This window comes from Glutamicibacter sp. BW78 (assembly GCF_002332245.1).
In the GTDB taxonomy this organism is placed as follows: domain Bacteria; phylum Actinomycetota; class Actinomycetes; order Actinomycetales; family Micrococcaceae; genus Arthrobacter_H; species Arthrobacter_H rhombi_A.
In genome coordinates this window covers 324,071-341,674 of record NZ_NRGU01000030.1, presented here as the reverse complement: position 1 = coordinate 341,674, position 17,604 = coordinate 324,071, and the positions used below count along the sequence as shown (strand labels likewise).

Genomic DNA, 17,604 nt, shown 5'->3' with positions numbered 1-17,604 from the left:
GCGGGACATGATCCCGCTCTGGGCGCATGACGGCGGGGCCCCACCTTCGGGTGGGGCCCCGCCGTCGTTATATCAGGAGATCGGCGCGGAAACGTTGCCTGCCGCCCGTTCAGCGTGCGTTAGGGGCGGAAGTGACGCCGCATCATTTGCAGGCCGCGCCAGAGGCCGTAGGCGGCTCCCGACAGGGTTGCGGCCCGGATGCCGATGGTTGCCGCACGTCGACCCCGTCGGAAGTCGTAGACGGGCCAGTTGTGGGCCAGGGCGTGTCGGCGCAGCCGTACGTCGGGGTTGATCGCCACCGGATGCCCGACGACGGTGAGCAGCGGCACGTCGTTATAGGAGTCGCTATAGGCCCAACTCTCCGACAGGTCTAGATCTTCGCGTGCGGCCAGCTCGGTGACGGCGGTGGCCTTGGCCGGTCCGTGCAGGATCTCGCCGACCAGTCGGCCCGTGTAGACCCCCTCGTGCTGGTCCACCACGGTGCCCAGGGCCCCGGAGAGGCCCAGCTTGCCAGCGATCACCTCGGCCACTTCCACGGGTGTGGCCGTCACCAGCCACACAGGGCGGCCCCCATCGAGATGCGCCTGCGCCAGCGCCCGGGTCCCGGGCCAGATCCGGCTCGCAATGAATTCGTCGTAGATCTCGTCGCCGAGGGCGCTCATGTCGTCGACCAAGATGCCTGCGGCCAGGGCCAGCGCCTGGTCCCTGATCCGATGGACTTGTGCCAGGTCCTCGCCGCGCAGGATGAAACTGACCTGCTGCACGCCCATCCACAGGGCATGGCGCAGACTGAACGCCCCGCGACTGTACATTTTGCGGGCCACGGCAAACAGGCTGGCCCCGCGCATCATGGTGTTGTCGACATCGAAGAAGGCGGCAGCATGCCCACGAATGGGTGGGTCTGCGGATACGTGGGCGGCGCGGGGCTGCTCTGGCATCTGGACAGTCTATCCACCGACGCCGAGCACACGAGCTGTGGTGCGCGTCATGGGACGGCTCGTTTCTGCTGCACAGCGGTGGTGAAACGGTAGGTTGAGAGTATGGATTCTTCGTTTCAGACACCTCGGGTCAGGCTCTTGAGCCGGACCGGCTGCCATCTCTGCGCGGCCGCCCGCACCACCGTCCAAACGGTGGCGGAACGGCATGGAGTCGCTTGGGACGAGGTTCTCATTGATGACGATCCAGCGCTCATGCACGAATTTGGCGAAGAGGTTCCGGTGCTGCTGGTCGACGGCGTACAACGGGATTTCTGGGTGATCGATGCTGACCGGCTCGAGAAGTTGATCGGCGCGTGATTCCCGTGCAAAAGGCATTACCTGAAGCGACGCTGAGCCGGATGACCGGCTATCTTCGGGCGTTGGAAGCCATGCGCGAGGTCGGCCGCTCGACCATCTCCTCGGAAGTTCTGGCCGCCGCTGCCGGCGTGAATTCGGCAATCCTGCGTAAGGACCTGTCGTTGCTGGGGACCTTCGGGACTCGTGGTGTCGGCTACCGGATCGAAGTGCTGGCTGAGACCATCTCCGCGACCCTGGGGTTGGAACGGGATTGGCGGGTCGGGATCCTTGGCGCCGGCAACCTGGGCCGTGCACTCGCCGGCTACGCCGGGTTCCGGGAGGGCGGGTTCAGCATCCAAGCCGTCTTCGATGTCGCCGAAAATATCATCGGCGATACCGTGGCCGGGCTCACGGTCCGCCCGGTGGGTGAACTGGCAGCCGCGACCGCGGAACTGGGTTTGAACATGGCCGTATTAGCCGTGCCCGGGCCGGCGGCCCAGAGACTTTGCGACCGGGTCGTTGGTGCGGGGATCACCAACATTCTGAGTTTCGCCCCGGTCATCCTCCACGTCCCCGAGGGCATCCACATACGTCGGGTAGATATGGCCCGCGAGCTGCAGATCCTGGCCTACCATGCAGGATTCGGGGCCGGCAGGCCGGCTGACCCGGCCTGACGCCTCCTAGCGGAAACCGCCGCGCTTACGCTGGGTCATCGCCTTCACGTATTGCGAGGAAGGTGTTAACCAGGCGAACACGATCCCGGCGATGCCCAGCACGGTGATGATCAGGGTCAAAGGATCCGAGGGGGCCACGAGGCCAATCAATGAAATCGCCGCGAACACGGTTCCGGTGATTCGTGCCCCGTTGCTGCCCTTGCGGATGAAGCTCGCGATCAGGGCATATACCCCTGCCGTGACGACCATGAGGATGGTGGCGACGATCTTCATCGGGGCGACCATGGACTGGATGTCGATCCCCGCATCCTTGAACTGTCGCTGCATCTCGGGATCTTGGGCGGACATGGCCTCGTTGAACGCCTGCATGAACACCGAGGAGGGGACGAAGATGAGGACGAGTGCCTGCACCAGGGTGAGGATCCCAGCAGCCATGATCAGCCAGAAGGCGATATTGAGCTGTTTCGGCGGCGTCGGCCTCGTACCGGCAGGACCGGCAAACCCCGGCGCTCCACCGGCGGGCTGCTGGCCGTAGCCATAGCCGTAGGCAGAGGGGGCTGGAGTGGAGTAGCCCTGTCCGGGGGGCGGTAGGTTCGGCTGACCGGGCTGGCCGTAGCCCGGAGGCAGGCCGGGACCCGGCTGGCCGTACTGGCCTGGACCGTATTGTCCCTGGCCGTACTGGCCCGGGGCGTTTTGGCCGTATTGCGGGGATCCGGAGGCGCCTGCTCCGCCGTCGGGCAGGCGCTGCCCGTACTGCGGAGGTCCGGGCACCGGCGGAACGCCGTCACCGGAGACGGCGTCCGGGTCTTGTCGGGGATCCTCGGGGGTGGGGGTGCTCATTCTCTGTCCTCCAATGGTCTTGCGTACGGCGGGCCCAGTTCCCAGACTAATGCGCCACCCCCGGGCCGGGGCATCATCAAGAAGGCTGAATTGTGCCGGACCGAAGCAAGAGTGGGCGGGATCACTACTTCCTTTTAGGTGTCGCCGCAAAGTTTTGAGACACTGGGGGCATGCCTGTCGCCACCGTCCACCTGCTCCGTCACGGGGAGGTCTACAACCCGGACAAGGTGCTCTATGGTCGGCTACCCGGATTCCACCTCTCCGACCTCGGGCACACCATGGCATATCGGGCCGCTGAGTACTTCGGTGCCCAGCGAAAGGCAGGAGCCGAGATCGTGCATCTGGCGGCCTCGCCGTTGGTCCGGGCCCAGGAAACCGCCGAACCCACGTCCCAGGCCCTGGACCTGCAGATCGCCACCGATGACCGACTGATCGAGGGTGGGAACCATTTCGAAGGACTCTCCGGAGTCAAGGGTCACCTGCGCAACCCGCGGCACTGGCCCTATCTCATCAACCCGTTGCGTCCGTCCTGGGGGGAGCCCTACCAGGTCCAGGTCGAACGCATGATGTCCGCAGTGAAGGATCACCGCGACCGGGCCGTTTCACTCGGCGGCCCCGGGGCACAGGCAGTGCTGGTCAGCCACCAGCTACCCATCTGGGTAACGCGCCTGGCCGCCGAAAAAAAGCACCTATGGCATGACCCCCGGAAGCGGCAATGCACGCTAGCGTCGGTCACCAGCCTGGATTTTGAGGGGGAACGGCTCGTTGCCGTTCGTTATACCGAACCCTGCGCTGACCTGCTGGCCAACGCGGCTAATATCCCCGGAGCCTAAAGAACATGCCGTCCCACCCGTCCGATTCATCCCTTCCCGCACGACGCCACATCCTGCGTTCCGCAGCGCTCTTCGCCGTCGTCTTGCCGCTGGCCGCCTGCACGGCCTCGGAAGACCCGCTGGCGGAGCAGGCCAAAGCAGGCAACGGGAAGAACTACATTGCCGGCGACGGATCCGTTCAGGAATACGATCAAGCAAGCCGCGGGAAGCCCGTGGAACTGAACGGCACGACGTACGAGGGTAAAACCATTGACTCGGCGCAGCTCACCGGCCAGATCACGGTCTTGAACTTTTGGTATGCCGCCTGTGCTCCGTGCCGACTGGAAGCGCCGCATCTGGCCAAACTGAGCAAGGCCTTCAAGAAAAAGGGTGTGCAGTTCTTCGGTGTGAACGTCCGTGATGGTCACGACACGGCCAAAGCGTTCGAACGCACCTTCAAGATCGATTACCCCTCAATGCCCGACGCCGATGGCTCGATTCTGCTCTCGATGACCGAATACGTTCCCCCGCAGGCTGTGCCGACCACCCTGGTGTTGGACCGCCAGGGTCGGGTGGCAGCCCGGCTGCTGGGTGAGGCAGATGAGTCCACCCTGAAGGCACTGATCTCCGACCTGGTCACCGAGTCCGCGTGATCGCCGGGCTCGTCACTGCCCTGCCGGCGCTGAACGCCCAGGGCAATCCCTTCGCCGAGGCCGTCCAGGATGGCTCGCTACTCCTCTCGATCCCGGTGGCCATCCTCGCCGGTCTCGTCTCCTTCCTCTCGCCCTGCGTTCTGCCGCTGGTTCCCGGGTTCCTGGGTTACGTGACCGGGTTGACCGGTGCCGACCTGGCCGAGCAGAAACGCGGGCGGATGCTCACCGGCATCGGATTATTCGTCCTGGGTTTCAGCGTGGTCTTCATGCTGGTGGGTGTCGTCTTCTCGCAGCTGAGCGTCTGGTTGACGGTGAAGGGCGACTGGATCACCCAGGTTCTGGGCCTGGTGGTCATCATCATGGGCCTGGTGTTCATGGGAGGATTCTCCTGGTTCCAGCGCGACCGCAAGATCCACAGCAAACCTCCAGCAGGTCTCTGGGGTGCCCCCGTGCTGGGAATGACCTTCGGGCTAGGGTGGGCCCCGTGCATCGGTCCGACGCTCTCGGCCGTACTCATCATGGGAACCGGCCCCGACGCCAACGTCATGCGCGGCGCCCTGCTGACCTTCGCCTACTGTTTGGGATTGGGCGTACCGTTCCTGCTCATCGCCCTGGGCTTCCGCCGTGCAGCCGGCACGCTGGCCTTCTTCAAACGACACCAACTGGCCGTCATGCGCGCCGGTGGCCTCCTGCTCATCCTGCTGGGCATCGTGATGGCCACAGGGCTGTGGGGTGACTGGGTCGTCCAGCTGCAAACATGGTTCACCAACGAAGTAAGGTTGCCGATCTGATGGCCGTGAAGAGCAAGTCCAATCACCCGTCGTCGGGATCCGATGGCGGGAAAAAACCCCGCGGTGGGGCAAAGTCCGACGTGACGGTCCCCTCGCTTGGGCCGTGGGGCATGGTGCGGTGGGCCTGGACGCAGTTGACCAGCATGCGCACCGCCTTGTTCCTGCTGCTGCTCCTGGCCGTGGCTACCGTCCCGGGATCGCTGTTCCCGCAGCGCCCGGTGAACCCCACGGAAGTCACCGCCTATTTGGAGAATAAGCCGGTGCTGGGAAAATGGCTGGACACTTTCCAGCTATTCGACGTCTTCTCCTCCGTCTGGTTCTCCGCGATCTACCTGCTGCTGTTCATCTCGTTGATCGGCTGTGTTTTTCCGCGGGCAAAAAAGCACTACAAGACCTTGCGCACTCCTCCACCGCGGACGCCGGCACGGCTGTCGCGGCTTCCCGAAAACGGGAAGTTCGAGATCACCTCCGATGCCGCGGCCCGGAGCGACAGCGAGGTACTCAGCCGTTCCGCCGCGCTGCTGCGCAAACGCGGTTACCGTGTCGAGCAACGTCCACAAGACAAGACGCCGTCCGTGGCCGCCGAACGCGGCTACGTCCGTGAAATCGGGAACCTGGTCTTCCACTTCTCGCTCATCGGGGTCCTGATCTCCGTCGCGATCGGTGGGGTCTTCGGCTATACCGGCCAGCGGATCGTCGTGGTCGGCGAATCACTGGTCAACACGCTGGTTTCCTACGACTCCTTCAACCCCGGAACGGGTTTCAAAGAGAGTTCGTTGAGCCCCTTCTCCGTGACTTTGGACGACTTCGACGTCACCTACGACCGTGAATCAACGACCCACTACGGCCAGCCCATCGACTTCCACGCCCAGGTCACCACGAGCGAACCCGGCGAGAAAGCACAAAAACACGACTTGCGCGTGAACCATCCGTTGCGGATCGGCGGAACCGCCGTTTACCTAGTGGGCAACGGGTACGCCCCCGACATCGTTGTCCATGACGGCAACGGCAAGGTCGCCTACTCGGGCCCGGTGGTCGCCGTGCCGCAGGACGACGTCTTCACCTCGCTACTGGTGCTCAAGGTCCCCGATGCCGCACCCGACCAGCTTGGCTTTGTTGGGCTATTCCTCCCCACCGCCGGGCTCACCGCCGATGGAGTGGGGGTCTCGTTGGACCCGAGCCCGACGGTGCCGCAGTTGCAACTGAACTCCTACTACGGTGACCTCGGGCTGGACGCCGGGGATCCGCAGAACGTGTTCGTCTTGGACACCGATGACTTGACCGAGCTGAACAGCAGGAAATTGGATTCCGGCGGTCTGGTCGTCAATGCGGGAGAAACCGTGAAACTGCCCCAAGACAAGGGCTCGATCACCTTCAAGGGCATCAAACGCTATGCCGCACTGGACGTCCACCACGATCCAGGAAAGCTTCCGGTGGCCATTTTCGCCGCACTGGCCCTGATGGGGCTGGGCGTTTCCCTCTTCACCCCCCGCCGACGCGTCTGGATCAAGGTGCACCCCGCGACGGAGGAGCCTAGTGCTTCCGAGGAAAAGAGTGGGCGTATCATCGAATACGGGGTGCTCGCCCGTGGCGAGGACCCACGTGTACGGCAGGAAGCCCGGGAGCTTCGCACACTTCTTGAGCGTGAATTCACCGGAACCGACCGGACCGAAGTTTAGGAGACAGAGGAACAACGCATGCCCACGATCAACGAAAACCTCGGCGCCTACAGCGACCTCTTCATGCTGTTGGCGGCCATGGCCTACGCTATTGCCTTTATCTCCTTCGCCTGGGATCTGGCTAAATCCAGCCGCACCATCCGTGAACTCGAATCGGGACTGCTGGCTGATGAGGCCAGACAGCTGGCCATGGCCGGTGCGGCCACAACAGGAACCGACCGTGGTTCGGCAGCCACCCATTCCCCGTCCGGGCCGCATGCGCCCGCCGAAGATGATGGCCTCCTGGTCAATGAATCGATGAACTACACCCGGGATGCCGGTAAGCGCACCGCAGCCCGCATCGGTGTCTCGGTCGCGTGGATCGGTTGGCTGATCCACGGTTTCGCCGTCGTTTCCCGTGCCATTGCCGCCGGCCGGGTGCCGTGGGGGAACATGTACGAGTTCCTCACCACGGGTGCCTTCGTGGTGGCCACCGTCTTCCTGGTGGTACTCCTGCGCAAGGACCTGCGTTTCATGGGTACGTTCGTCATCGGGCTGGTCACCTTGATGCTCTGCGCCGCGACGATGGGCTTCCCGACCCCTGTCGCCCATTTGGTCCCGGCGCTGCAGAGCCCGTGGCTGATCATCCACGTTTCCATTGCCGTCCTGGCTTCCTCACTGTTCACCATCACCTTTGCTCTCAGTGTGCTGCAGCTGCTCCAGGCAGATCGCCAGAGTAAGCTGGCCGCCGGCAAGCCCGATAAGCTCGCGTTCCTGCGAATGGTCCCCAGTGCTGCCGCCCTGGAGAACTTCGCCTACCGGATCAACACCATCGGTTTCGTGATGTGGACATTCACGCTCATGGCCGGGGCCGTCTGGGCGGAGGCCGCGTGGGGGCGCTACTGGGGTTGGGACACCAAGGAAGTCTGGACGTTCGTCATCTGGGTGGTCTTCGCCGGTTACCTGCATGCCCGGGCCACCCGCGGCTGGACCGGCACCCGCTCGGCCTGGCTGAGCATCATCGGCTACCTCTGCGTCGTCTTCAACTTCACCGTGGTGAACCTGTATTTCAACGGCCTGCACTCCTATGCGGGTGTCTAGCCACCACTAGAGTCGCCCCAGGACCCGGGAGGAAACCACTGTGGTTTCCTCCCGGGTCCTTGCCGTTCAGGGGGTGCCGGGCTTCATGACCTAGAGTGGTTTAATGCCCTCAGTCCAAGACCCTTTGCCCTTCCACCGCACTGCCATGTTGCCGCTGTTACTGGCGATGGTCGCCATTGCCCTGGCATTGGTATCGACGTTTCTGGCGGCATTGGTAGCCAAGCTGGTGTTGCTGGCGTTGGCGCTGGTCTTCGTCCTAGCCTGCGGCGTCACGCTGGGGATCCTGTGGGCGCGTGTCCGCAAGGAAGCAGCACGGCAGTCCCAGGAATGAACACCGCAAGGACCTTGGGCAGCCTGGCTTCAGGACGTCGGAGGGTTTGAATCCTGATCGGAGGAATGTGATCCGTCGTCGTGCGGCGGATGCTGATCCTTCCGGGCTTGTTCCTCGCGGGCCTTCAACTCGGCCTCCCGGCGACGCAGGTCCTCCTCCTTGGCGCGTTGACGGCGCTGAGTTTCGAGGCTGCGCAGGAAATCGGGATCATCATCGGGTGCTGCCGGGCCACGCGTGGGCCGTTGGCCCTGGGCGGGGCCGGAGCCCGAATCATCCGGACGGCCCAGCCAGAACCATAAGAGCGCCCCGACCAGGGGAAGCAGGATGATGGCCAGAATCCACCAGGGCTTAGCAATGCTGCGCACCCGGTCTGCCGGTGTCTGCACGCACTGGATCACCGCGTAGATGGTGACGGCGAGGGCCACCAGCGCACCGAGCATCAAGTTTCTGACCATGGAACTAGTGTAGTGAAGAAAACGAGATGCCGCTTCAGCCGGTAGAATCGAAGAGTGCAGTTCCTCAAGTACACCTTCATCCGACTGGTCCTCTTCTTCGCGGTCTTCGCCGCCTTGTATTGGTTGCTGGGCTTTAATCTCTGGATGGCCGCGATCATCGCGGCCGTGGTCGCCTTCTGCGTGGCCTATTTGTTCCTGAACCGGCTGCGCCATGAAAGCGTTCAGCAGGTCCAGGGCCGGGTCGAAGAATTCCGCCGGAGCCCGGGAACCCATAAGGGAGCGGTAGAGCGTGAGGACGAAGAAGCCGAGGACGACCGCCTGTAGCCCGCCGGGGCATCAGCCCTGTTGACGGAGCAGGACCGTCACGACCATGCCGATGGCAAAGAGCACGCTGTAGCCGAGGTTGATGAACCCTGTCTGCCGCAACACCGGGATCAGTGCCTTGCGCTCCCGGGTACGCAGCATGACCCATGACGGCATCAAACACAACGGCGCTACCAGCACCACGAGCATCAGCCAGGGGAAGTCTGTCACCACCAACAGTGGCAGCAGCAGTGCCAGCCCCAGCATCAGCACATAGGAGACGCGGGCTCCGTTATCACCCAAACGCACTGCCAGGGTCCGTTTGCCAACCTCGCGGTCGGTGGGGATATCCCGCACGTTGTTGGCCATCAACAGCGCTGTGGCGATCAACCCGGTGGCGCAGGCACCGATCCAGGCCGTGGCGGGCAATTCGAGGATTTGGGTGAACGTGGTGCCCAAGGTGGCGACGAGGCCGAAGAACAAGAACACAAAGACCTCGCCGAGCCCCTGGTAGCCGTAGGGCCGGTCGCCGCCGGTATATCCCCAGGCAGCGAAAATTGCGGCGACACCGACCAGTAGTAGTGGCCAGGCCTCGGACAGCACCACCAAGACGAGCCCGGAGACTGCTGCCGCGCCGAAACAGGCGAAGGCGGCGGCCTTGACCTGGCCGGGCTTCGCCGCACCGGAGCCGGTCAGCCGCAAGGGGCCGACGCGCACGTCATCGGTGCCGCGGATCCCGTCGGAGTAGTCGTTGGCGTAGTTCACGCCGATCTGCAAAAGCAGCGACACCAGCGCCGCTAGTGCAGCGCGAATCCAGTGGACGTCTCCCGCCACCCCGAACGCTGCCGCCGTGCCGATGATGACCGGGGCAATGGCCATCGGAAGGGTGCGCAACCGGGCGCCTTCGATCCATTGGGCGGGGGTGGCCACGGCAGGGTCCTCTCGGTTGGATGCTGGCTGTTTCTCCAGCGTCCTATTCTCTCCCCGCCGCCGCCAACTGGGAAATTGCGGTCCGCCGGTCAGGTTTTCCACCGGGGAGTTCCGGCAGTTCGGAGACCTGCAACAGCCGGCGCGGGACCGCGGATCTTCCCAAGGAAGCCCGGACGCCATCGCGGATGGCCTCGCCGGTGGCATCCCCGGTGACCAGGGCGCCGACGGCGGATCCCCATTCGGTGTCGGGGACCCCGACGACCAATGCGGAACGGACTCCGGGAACGGTTTCCACGGCGGCAGCCACTGCGGCGGCAGAAACCTTGACGCCACCGGTGTTGATGACATCGTCGAGGCGTCCTGCCACACTGAGCAGCCCGTTCTCGTACTGGCCCAGATCATCTGTGGTGAACCAACGTTCTCCCTCCGCGTCGACGAGGAAACGTTCGGCGCTCTGCTCGGGGGCGCCCAAATACCCGCCAGCGAGGACATCACCGCCCAGCCGGATCCTCCCCTCCACGGTGTCGATGCGCACTCCGGGGAGTGCTTCTCCGTCGTATACGCAGCCACCACAGGTCTCGGTCATTCCATAGGTGCGGATGATCTTGAGCCCGTGGGAGCGGGCGCTGGCACGCAGCGAGTCCGAGGCCGGTCCACCACCGAGCAAGATCGTGTTGAAGCGGCGTAGGGCCGCGATGGTCTCCGGAGCTGGATCCGTTAACAGCCTGGCCAACTGGGTGGGCACCAACGAGGTCATGCGCACCTTGTCGGTCAGCTCGCCTGCGGCAGCAGTGAAGGCCTCAGCGGTGAACGAGGTGCTCAGGTCCATGGCCCACGGGCGGGTCCCCGCGTAGAGGCTGCGTGTGAGCACTGCCAACCCGGCGACGTAGTGCACCGGCAGGGCCAGCAGCCATTGTCCTTCGGCCCCCAGATATTCGGCCGTGGACATGGAGGAAACGGCCAACGCGTTCGCCGGCAGCACCGTTCGCTTCGGGGTGCCTGTGGAGCCGGAGGTCCGCACGACGGCGGCGGTACCCTCCGGGGCGTCCTGCGGGGTTTCGATGCGATGGCTGCCCGTCGTATCGCCGGGCAGGATCTCCACCGCAGGTCCCTCATCATTCAGGGCCGCGGCGACGACTTTCAGGGTGGCTTCGAAGTCCATCCAGGCTCCTAGAAGTAGTAGGGATGCGAGGACCAGTCCGGTTCCCGCTTGCCCAAGAAGGCATCGCGGCCCTCAACAGCCTCATCGGTCATATAGGCCAGACGGGTGGCCTCCCCGGCGAAGACCTGTTGACCGGCCAGTCCGTCGTCGGCCAGATTGAAAGCGAATTTGAGCATCCGGATCGCCTGCGGTGATTGGCGGGCGATATCGGCGGCATATTCCAGGGCGACCTCTTCCAGGCGTTCGTGTTCCACCGCCTCGTTGACGGCTCCCATCGAAACCATGTCGTCCGCAGAATATTCGCGGGCGAGGAAGAAGATGCCGCGCGCGTTCTTTTGCCCGACCTGGCGGGCCAGCAGCGTCGAACCGTAACCGGCATCGAAGGAACCGACGGTAGCGTCGGTCTGTTTGAACTTCCCGTGTTCACGGGAGGCGATGGTCAGATCAGAGACCACGTGCAGTGAATGGCCGCCACCGGCCGCCCAGCCGTTGACGACAGCGATGACGACCTTGGGCATGGTGCGCATCAGCCGCTGGACCTCGAGGATGTGTAGGCGCCCGGCACGGGCCGGGTCGATCGTCTCGGCGGTCTCCCCGCCGGCATAGCGGTAGCCGTCCCGGCCGCGGATGCGCTGGTCCCCGCCGGAACAGAAGGAGTGGCCCCCGTCCTTGGCCGAGGGGCCGTTGCCGGTCAGCAACACTGCGGCAACATCCGAGGTCATGCGGGCATGATCGAGAGCCCTGAAGAGTTCATCGACGGTTCCGGGGCGGAAGGCGTTGCGCACCTCGGGCCGGTCGAAGGCGATGCGTACGGTGGGCAGATCACGGAGGATCATTCCGTCCGCGTCCCGTTCGACCTGCCGGTGGTAGGTGACGTCCTCGAAATCGAAGCCCTCCACGACCCGCCAACGGGTGGGGTCGAAGAGATCGGATACCTGGGGTGGGAGCACGTTTTCAATCACGCCCACGAGTCTAGCGGCAGCGCGAGTGCCGCTCACCGCCGACCGGGTTTTTCGACACCCTGTAGAATGAAGTGTCCACTGGAATCAGGAGGACACGTTGGAAATGATCACCCGTGCCGATCTACCGTTCTTGGCTGAAGCCGATCCGGCGGCACTACATATCTCGATGTTCATGCCCACCCATCGCTTCGGCGACCAGTCCCGGGCGGACCAGCTGCGTTGGAAGAACCTGCTGAACGCTCTCGAGGAGTCACTGGAAGGGCGTCTGCGCCCGGCCGAAATCGACGAGCTGTTAGCACCTGCCAGAGAACTGCGTGACGACGCGTGGGGCTGGCAGCACATGAGCGACGGGGTCGCATTGTTCATGCGGCCTGGGTGGCATGCCAGCTACCGTGTGCCGTATTCCGTCCCTGAATTCTCCACGGTTGGTGACCGACTGGTGCTGGGGCCGCTGTTCCGGCTGCTCACCGGTGATGAACAATTCCTGCTCTTGGCCATCAGCCAACGGAATCTTCGTCTGCTGGAGGGCGATCGTCAGCAGGTGGTTGAACTCGAGCTGAACGGGGTGCCCACGGCCCTGCGTGACGTCGTCGAGGCCCAGGAACCCCGTTCGGACACCATGGCCCGGCCCGCCGCCGATGCCGGAACCAAGGGCGGTTCGGCCGTGTTCTACGGCCACGGTGCCGCCGATGAGCACTTCAAGAAGAACGAAGTGACACGGTTCGTACGTGAAGCCGCCAGCGGGTTGCGTCCGCTGCTGTTCGAACGCGGGCTGCCGCTGGTGCTCGTGGGCCCCGATCTGCTCGTGAGCGAATATCGGGGCACCGGCGACTATCCCCACATCCTGGACGATGCCGTGATCCGCAACCCGGACCCGCTGTCCTCCGGCGAACTGCATCGACTGGCCTGGCCCGTCATCGAAGACCGGTTGCGCGCCGAGAGGTCGAGGCTGATCGAACAGTTCCGTTCCCTCCATGGAACCGGAAGGGTCTCCAGCGATCGTGCCGAAATCCATGAAGCCGCGCTGCACGGCCGGGTCGAGACCTTATTCGTTCAAGCCGATCCGTGGTGTTGGGAACAGGCGGCTTCGGGCCCACATGCCATCGTGGCCCTGGGCCAGGACGACCGGTATGCGATCTGTGAGCAAATCGAGGCGGCAGCCGTTGCCACGATGGGCAACGGGGGACTGGTCCATGCCAGTTCGGCACCCGTTGACCCGGATAGCCCCATGTCAGCGATCTTCCGCTACTGAACGTAGGAGGTGAGGGGCTGTAGGCTCCGAGGATGGAATCGTTGCGAACCCAACAGGACGTCAAAGCCACCGCTGACGTGGTGTGGAGTGTGCTGCAGGATGGCGCCCAATACTGCAGCTGGGTGCCCGGAGTCGAGCAGGTTGATGGCGGCATTCAGGACGGCCAGTCCATCACCCTGCACGGGCCGGAAGGCCAGGACAGTACCCGACTACACGTCACCACGGCGACGAACCGACGGAAGATGACCTGGCGTTCGGGCCCCGGGTGGGGATTGGGCGCCTCGGAGATCACCTTCGAACTGGCCGAAACCGAATTCGGGTGCACGGTGGTACTGGACCGCAGGGATTCGGGGATTCTGCACGGCATCGTGGGCGACGACGAGCAGGACCCGAAGGCCCGGCTCGACGAGCTGGCCCGGAACCTGGGGCAGGCCGCCGAAACCCGAGGAGACCACGAAGAGGTTCGCCAAAGCGCTGAGGGGAACCCGGGTGAAGGAACCGGGATGAGTACTTCGGGGGCGGATGTCGAACCGGATCCCGGACCCGGGGTTGCAACGGAGGACTGAGGAACCCGCTAACGGCTGCGGGCCCGGAACCNNGGTTCCGGGCCCGCAGCCGTACTCTCGGGACGGTTAGCGGGGATCCTCGGCGAGGATCCCGGTGTCGTTGGCATTCGGGGTGTCCGTGCCGCGCAGCGATGCTCCGGCGGTTTCGACCATGTATCGCACGGCGATCAGACCCACGACCGCCGCAATCATCATGTAGACGGCCGGGAAGAGTACGAAACCGGTGGAATCGATGACCGCCTCGTTGACGATGGCCGCGGTCCCCCCGAGGAGTGCGGTAGCCACGTTGTAGGTGATGGCGAAGCCGGCAAAACGGACCTGGGAGGGGAACATCGCCGGGAAGGTGGCCGTGATCGTGGCCAGCTGCGGGAGGTACAACAGACCCAGCACCGCGAAGCCGAGGATGGCCAGCCCGAAGCTCTGGCCGATGAGCCAGAACATCGGTACCGGAAAGAGGATCAGACCGATGGTGGAGGCATACCACATGGGCTTGCGACCGACCTTGTCGGAGAGGCCGCCAACGAACGGGATGACGCACATCATGGCCACCTCACCGAGGATGATGACGATCAGCGCCTGCTTCGAATCCATCCCCAGCTGGCTTTCCAGATAGGTGGGCATGTAGGTGATCAAGGTGTAGTTCACCATGTTCAGGCAGGCGACCATGCCGAACATGACCAACATCGGACGCCAGTATTGGGTGATCACGGCCTTGAGGCTGCCGTCCTCCTCCACCCCGCCGGTCTCCTCGAGCTCCTGGAACACCGGGGTGTCTTCGAGCTTATTGCGCAGGTACAAACCGACCAGGCCCATCGGGAGGGCCAGCATGAACGGGATCCGCCAGCCCCAGGAATCCATGGCCGCCTCAGGGAGCACCAGTTGGAAGAGCAGCATGACGGCAGCACCGAGGGCGAAACCGCCCAGTGTGCCGAACTCCAGGAAAGAGCCGAAGAATCCGCGCTTCTTATCCGGGGCGTATTCGGCCATGAAGGTCGCCGCGCCGCCGTACTCGCCGCCGGTGGAGAAACCCTGCACCAGGCGCAGCAGGATCAGCAGGACCGGAGCCAGGATCCCGACCATGTCGAACGTCGGGAGCACGCCAATGAGGAACGTGGCCCCGGACATCATGAGGATGGTCAGGGTCAGGACGGTTTTGCGTCCGAGCCTGTCGCCCAGCGGGCCCCAGATGATTCCCCCCAGGGGGCGCACGACGAACGAGACGGCGAAGGTGGCCAAGGCCAGGATCGTTCCGTACTCCCCGGGAAAGAAATGAGCGGTGATGTAGGTGACCGCAACCGCGTATACGCCGTAGTCGAACCATTCGGTCATATTGCCCATGGCCGAAGCTGCAGTGGCTTTGTGAATCATCGAGCGGCCCTCGGCGGTCGCCAGATCCGGGCCGATGTCCTCGGAGTAGTCGATGGGCTCTGGGGTGCCGCTGGCGGCTGTGCCGTCCGTGGCTGCGGTGTGTGTGCTGTCGTCCGGTGGCATGAGTGCCTCCCAAATATCTTCAGCTTTTCGTCGACAGGGGCCGGTTCCGAACGCTCGAGACGGACGGGCCAGCGGCGGTCCACGATCCGGCCATCAAACACCGGAGTCTGTCAAAGCCATCTATGTTACCGGGAGGTATAAAAGCGGTCAATTTCGTCATCAATACGTGGGTGAGTTGACCGGTCGGATTTGGGGTGGGAATCTCTTAGTGAACGATTGGTCGGTAATTGTGTCCCGTGACGCATTCCACGGCCGGCAAAGACGCCTGAACAGAGGCCAACCGAAGAGGGGTTTTCATGTCCGAAGCATTCCTGGTGGGCGGAGCCCGCACTCCGGTAGGTCGCTACGGCGGAGCCTTGGCGTCCATACGTCCCGATGATCTGGCGGCGTTGACCGTTCGCGCGGCCGTTGAACGGGCGGGCGTCGATCCGGAACTGGTCGACGAGGTCATTCTCGGCAACGCCAACGGTGCCGGGGAGGAAAACCGGAACATCGCCCGCATGGCCTGGTTATTGGCCGGCTACCCCGATTCCGTCCCGGGGATCACCGTCAACCGGTTGTGCGCCTCGGGCATGTCAGCGATCACGATGGCCAGCCACATGATCAAGGCTGGGGCCGCCGATATCGTCGTGGCAGGCGGCGTCGAATCGATGTCCCGGGCTCCCTGGGTGATGGAAAAGCCTTCCAAGGCCTTCGCCAAGCCAGGAGCCACCTACGACACCTCGATCGGCTGGCGCTTCCCCAACCCCGCCTTCCTCTCCGGGGAACTCTCCCGCGACGGGAAAACCACCTTCTCCATGCCCGAGACGGCAGAGGAGGTAGCCCGCGTCTTCGGGACCTCGCGGGAGGACTGCGACGCCTTCGCCGTCAGGTCCCACGAACGCGCCCTCGCGGCCATAGCGGCAGGGCGCTTCTCCGAGGAGATCGTCCCGGTCACCGTGACCGGACGCAAGGGCGCCCAGACCATCGTCGACACCGATGAGGGTCCGCGCGCCGGGACCACCATGGAGGTCCTGTCCGCCCTGCGCCCAGTAGTCAAGGGCGGCTCGGTCGTCACCGCAGGCAACGCCTCGACGCTCAACGATGGTGCCTCGGCGATCATCGTCGCCTCCGAGGCGGCCATCGAGAAATACGGGTTGACCCCGCGGGCCCGCATCCTCGACGGCGCCTCGGCAGGGGTGGCGCCGGAGATCATGGGGATGGGGCCGGTCCCCTCCTCCCGCAAGGTCCTCGAACGCACCGGGCACACCGTGGACGAGCTCGCCGCCGTGGAACTCAACGAGGCCTTCTCCTCGCAGTCACTGGCCTCCATGCGCGAACTCGGCCTGAACCCCGACATTGTCAATAACGACGGCGGCGCCATTTCCCTGGGCCACCCCTTGGGTTCCTCCGGCTCCCGCATCGCACTGACCCTGCTGGGCCGGTTGGAGCGCGAAGCCTCCACCGGGAACAAACTGGGACTGGCGACCATGTGTGTGGGCGTTGGCCAAGGAGCTGCCCTCCTCGTCGAGGGAGTCTAGGGGTGGGCGGAAAAGAGCTGGGAACCGAAGAACAGCACGACGGCGCAGCCACGCTCGAAGCGGAGGGTTTCAGTACGCTGATCGTCACCGAGAGGGCTAACCGGCTCACCGTCCGGCTGCACCGCCCAGAGGTCCGCAACGCCATCGACCAGGCCATGGTCGATGAACTACACGCGGTCTGCAGCTATCTGGAGGCCTCCCCGAAGATCCTCATCCTGGCGGGTACCCCCGGCGATCCTGACACCGGAACCAAGGGCATTTTCGCTTCCGGTGCCGATATCGCCCAGTTACGCCAACGCCGCCGCGAAGACGCCTTGGCCGGGATCAACTCCTCGCTCTTCGAGCGGATCGCCCGGCTGCCGATGCCGGTCATCGCCGCCCTGGATGGTTACGCCCTCGGAGGCGGTGCCGAATTGGCCTACGCGGCGGACTTCAGAATCGGAACACCCTCCCTACGGATGGGCAATCCCGAAACGAATCTGGGCATCATGGCAGCAGCCGGGGCCACCTGGAGACTAAAGGAGCTCGTGGGGGAGCCCATGGCCAAACAGATCCTGCTCGCCGGGAAGGTCCTGACCGGCGAGGACTGCCTGCAGGTGGGACTGATCGGCGAACTGGTTGAGTCGGCAGAGCTGTCGGTTGCCGCCGAAGCCCTGGCGGACCGGATCGGCGCCCAGGATCCGCTGGCTGTCAGGGTTTCCAAGGCCGTATTCCACACTCCCCGGGAAGCCCACCCGGTCATCGACACCCTGGCCCAGTCGATGCTCTTTGAATCCGAGGCCAAATTCGACCGCATGCAGGCATTCCTCGACCGGAAGAAGAAGTAACG

20 protein-coding genes are annotated in these 17,604 nt (G+C 64.3%); 13 read left to right on the top strand and 7 right to left on the bottom strand.

All coding sequences use genetic code 11. The annotated features are described in order from the left end of the window. Positions 1-119: 119 nt before the first annotated feature. Positions 120-938: an HAD-IB family hydrolase gene (locus CIK75_RS06075; protein ID WP_086997872.1), complete on the bottom strand. Its 819-nt coding sequence runs from the start codon at positions 936-938 to the stop codon at positions 120-122. A gap of 102 nt (positions 939-1,040) precedes the next feature. Here CIK75_RS06075 and CIK75_RS06070 point away from each other — a divergent pair, with 102 nt between their 5' ends. Next, positions 1,041-1,295, top strand: a complete 255-nt coding sequence (locus tag CIK75_RS06070; protein WP_086997875.1) for a glutaredoxin family protein — start codon at positions 1,041-1,043, stop codon at positions 1,293-1,295. Beyond that, positions 1,292-1,948 (top strand): redox-sensing transcriptional repressor Rex, encoded by a 657-nt coding sequence (locus CIK75_RS06065; RefSeq protein WP_241895322.1) that lies wholly within the window; start codon positions 1,292-1,294, stop codon positions 1,946-1,948. The genes CIK75_RS06070 and CIK75_RS06065 overlap by 4 nt, the downstream gene beginning before the upstream one ends. A gap of 6 nt (positions 1,949-1,954) precedes the next feature. Here CIK75_RS06065 and CIK75_RS06060 read toward each other — a convergent pair whose 3' ends face one another. Next, on the bottom strand, positions 1,955-2,788 hold the full coding sequence (locus CIK75_RS06060) for a hypothetical protein (RefSeq protein WP_086997881.1): 834 nt from the start codon (positions 2,786-2,788) through the stop codon (positions 1,955-1,957). 170 nt (positions 2,789-2,958) lie between these two features. Here CIK75_RS06060 and CIK75_RS06055 point away from each other — a divergent pair, with 170 nt between their 5' ends. The 6 genes from CIK75_RS06055 to CIK75_RS06030 all read left to right on the top strand — a co-directional run bounded on the left by CIK75_RS06055 (position 2,959) and on the right by CIK75_RS06030 (position 8,134). After that, on the top strand, positions 2,959-3,621 hold the full coding sequence (locus tag CIK75_RS06055) for a histidine phosphatase family protein (RefSeq protein WP_086997884.1): 663 nt from the start codon (positions 2,959-2,961) through the stop codon (positions 3,619-3,621). Between the two features lie 5 nt (positions 3,622-3,626). Next, a complete protein-coding gene (locus tag CIK75_RS06050) occupies positions 3,627-4,253 on the top strand; it encodes a TlpA disulfide reductase family protein (RefSeq protein ID WP_086997887.1) in 627 nt (208 codons plus the stop codon). Continuing rightward, positions 4,253-5,044 (top strand): cytochrome c biogenesis protein CcdA, encoded by a 792-nt coding sequence (locus CIK75_RS06045; RefSeq protein ID WP_241895345.1) that lies wholly within the window; start codon positions 4,253-4,255, stop codon positions 5,042-5,044. The genes CIK75_RS06050 and CIK75_RS06045 overlap by 1 nt, the downstream gene beginning before the upstream one ends. 110 nt (positions 5,045-5,154) lie before the next feature. Next, on the top strand, positions 5,155-6,723 hold the full coding sequence (locus tag CIK75_RS06040; protein ID WP_241895344.1) for a cytochrome c biogenesis protein ResB: 1,569 nt from the start codon (positions 5,155-5,157) through the stop codon (positions 6,721-6,723). Positions 6,724-6,741: 18 nt separating this feature from the next. Then, entirely contained in the window at positions 6,742-7,803 is a 1,062-nt protein-coding gene (gene ccsB, locus CIK75_RS06035; protein ID WP_086997893.1) for a c-type cytochrome biogenesis protein CcsB, read from the top strand. A gap of 103 nt (positions 7,804-7,906) precedes the next feature. Then, positions 7,907-8,134 (top strand): hypothetical protein, encoded by a 228-nt coding sequence (locus tag CIK75_RS06030; protein WP_086997896.1) that lies wholly within the window; start codon positions 7,907-7,909, stop codon positions 8,132-8,134. A 29-nt stretch (positions 8,135-8,163) separates the two neighbouring features. On the opposite strand, the gene CIK75_RS06025 is transcribed toward CIK75_RS06030, so the two are convergent. Then, positions 8,164-8,589, bottom strand: coding sequence for a PLDc N-terminal domain-containing protein (locus tag CIK75_RS06025; protein WP_086997900.1), 426 nt, complete (start codon positions 8,587-8,589; stop codon positions 8,164-8,166). Between the two features lie 54 nt (positions 8,590-8,643). Between CIK75_RS06025 and CIK75_RS06020 the strand changes: the two genes are divergently transcribed. Further along, on the top strand, positions 8,644-8,913 hold the full coding sequence (locus CIK75_RS06020) for a DUF4229 domain-containing protein (RefSeq protein WP_086997903.1): 270 nt from the start codon (positions 8,644-8,646) through the stop codon (positions 8,911-8,913). A 12-nt stretch (positions 8,914-8,925) separates the two neighbouring features. Here CIK75_RS06020 and CIK75_RS06015 read toward each other — a convergent pair whose 3' ends face one another. Genes CIK75_RS06015 through CIK75_RS06005 form a run of 3 tightly spaced genes read right to left on the bottom strand, consistent with a single transcriptional unit; the run spans position 8,926 to position 11,943 of the window. Continuing rightward, positions 8,926-9,822 (bottom strand): 1,4-dihydroxy-2-naphthoate polyprenyltransferase, encoded by an 897-nt coding sequence (locus CIK75_RS06015; protein WP_086997906.1) that lies wholly within the window; start codon positions 9,820-9,822, stop codon positions 8,926-8,928. Positions 9,823-9,865: 43 nt separating this feature from the next. Next, positions 9,866-10,984 (bottom strand): AMP-binding protein, encoded by a 1,119-nt coding sequence (locus tag CIK75_RS06010; protein ID WP_086997909.1) that lies wholly within the window; start codon positions 10,982-10,984, stop codon positions 9,866-9,868. Between the two features lie 8 nt (positions 10,985-10,992). After that, positions 10,993-11,943: a 1,4-dihydroxy-2-naphthoyl-CoA synthase gene (locus CIK75_RS06005; RefSeq protein WP_086998041.1), complete on the bottom strand. Its 951-nt coding sequence runs from the start codon at positions 11,941-11,943 to the stop codon at positions 10,993-10,995. A 106-nt stretch (positions 11,944-12,049) separates the two neighbouring features. Between CIK75_RS06005 and CIK75_RS06000 the strand changes: the two genes are divergently transcribed. Both CIK75_RS06000 and CIK75_RS05995 read left to right on the top strand, forming a co-directional pair. Then, entirely contained in the window at positions 12,050-13,198 is a 1,149-nt protein-coding gene (locus CIK75_RS06000; protein WP_086997912.1) for a hypothetical protein, read from the top strand. A gap of 32 nt (positions 13,199-13,230) precedes the next feature. Next, a complete protein-coding gene (locus CIK75_RS05995) occupies positions 13,231-13,764 on the top strand; it encodes an SRPBCC family protein (RefSeq protein ID WP_086997915.1) in 534 nt (177 codons plus the stop codon). Between the two features lie 66 nt (positions 13,765-13,830). Here the strand turns inward: CIK75_RS05995 and CIK75_RS05990 are convergent, their stop codons facing one another. Then, positions 13,831-15,255, bottom strand: a complete 1,425-nt coding sequence (locus CIK75_RS05990; protein WP_179204269.1) for an MFS transporter — start codon at positions 15,253-15,255, stop codon at positions 13,831-13,833. 296 nt (positions 15,256-15,551) lie between these two features. Here CIK75_RS05990 and CIK75_RS05985 point away from each other — a divergent pair, with 296 nt between their 5' ends. Continuing rightward, positions 15,552-16,775, top strand: coding sequence for an acetyl-CoA C-acyltransferase (locus CIK75_RS05985; protein WP_086997917.1), 1,224 nt, complete (start codon positions 15,552-15,554; stop codon positions 16,773-16,775). Between the two features lie 2 nt (positions 16,776-16,777). Next, on the top strand, positions 16,778-17,602 hold the full coding sequence (locus tag CIK75_RS05980) for an enoyl-CoA hydratase/isomerase family protein (RefSeq protein ID WP_241895320.1): 825 nt from the start codon (positions 16,778-16,780) through the stop codon (positions 17,600-17,602). Positions 17,603-17,604 lie beyond the last annotated feature (2 nt).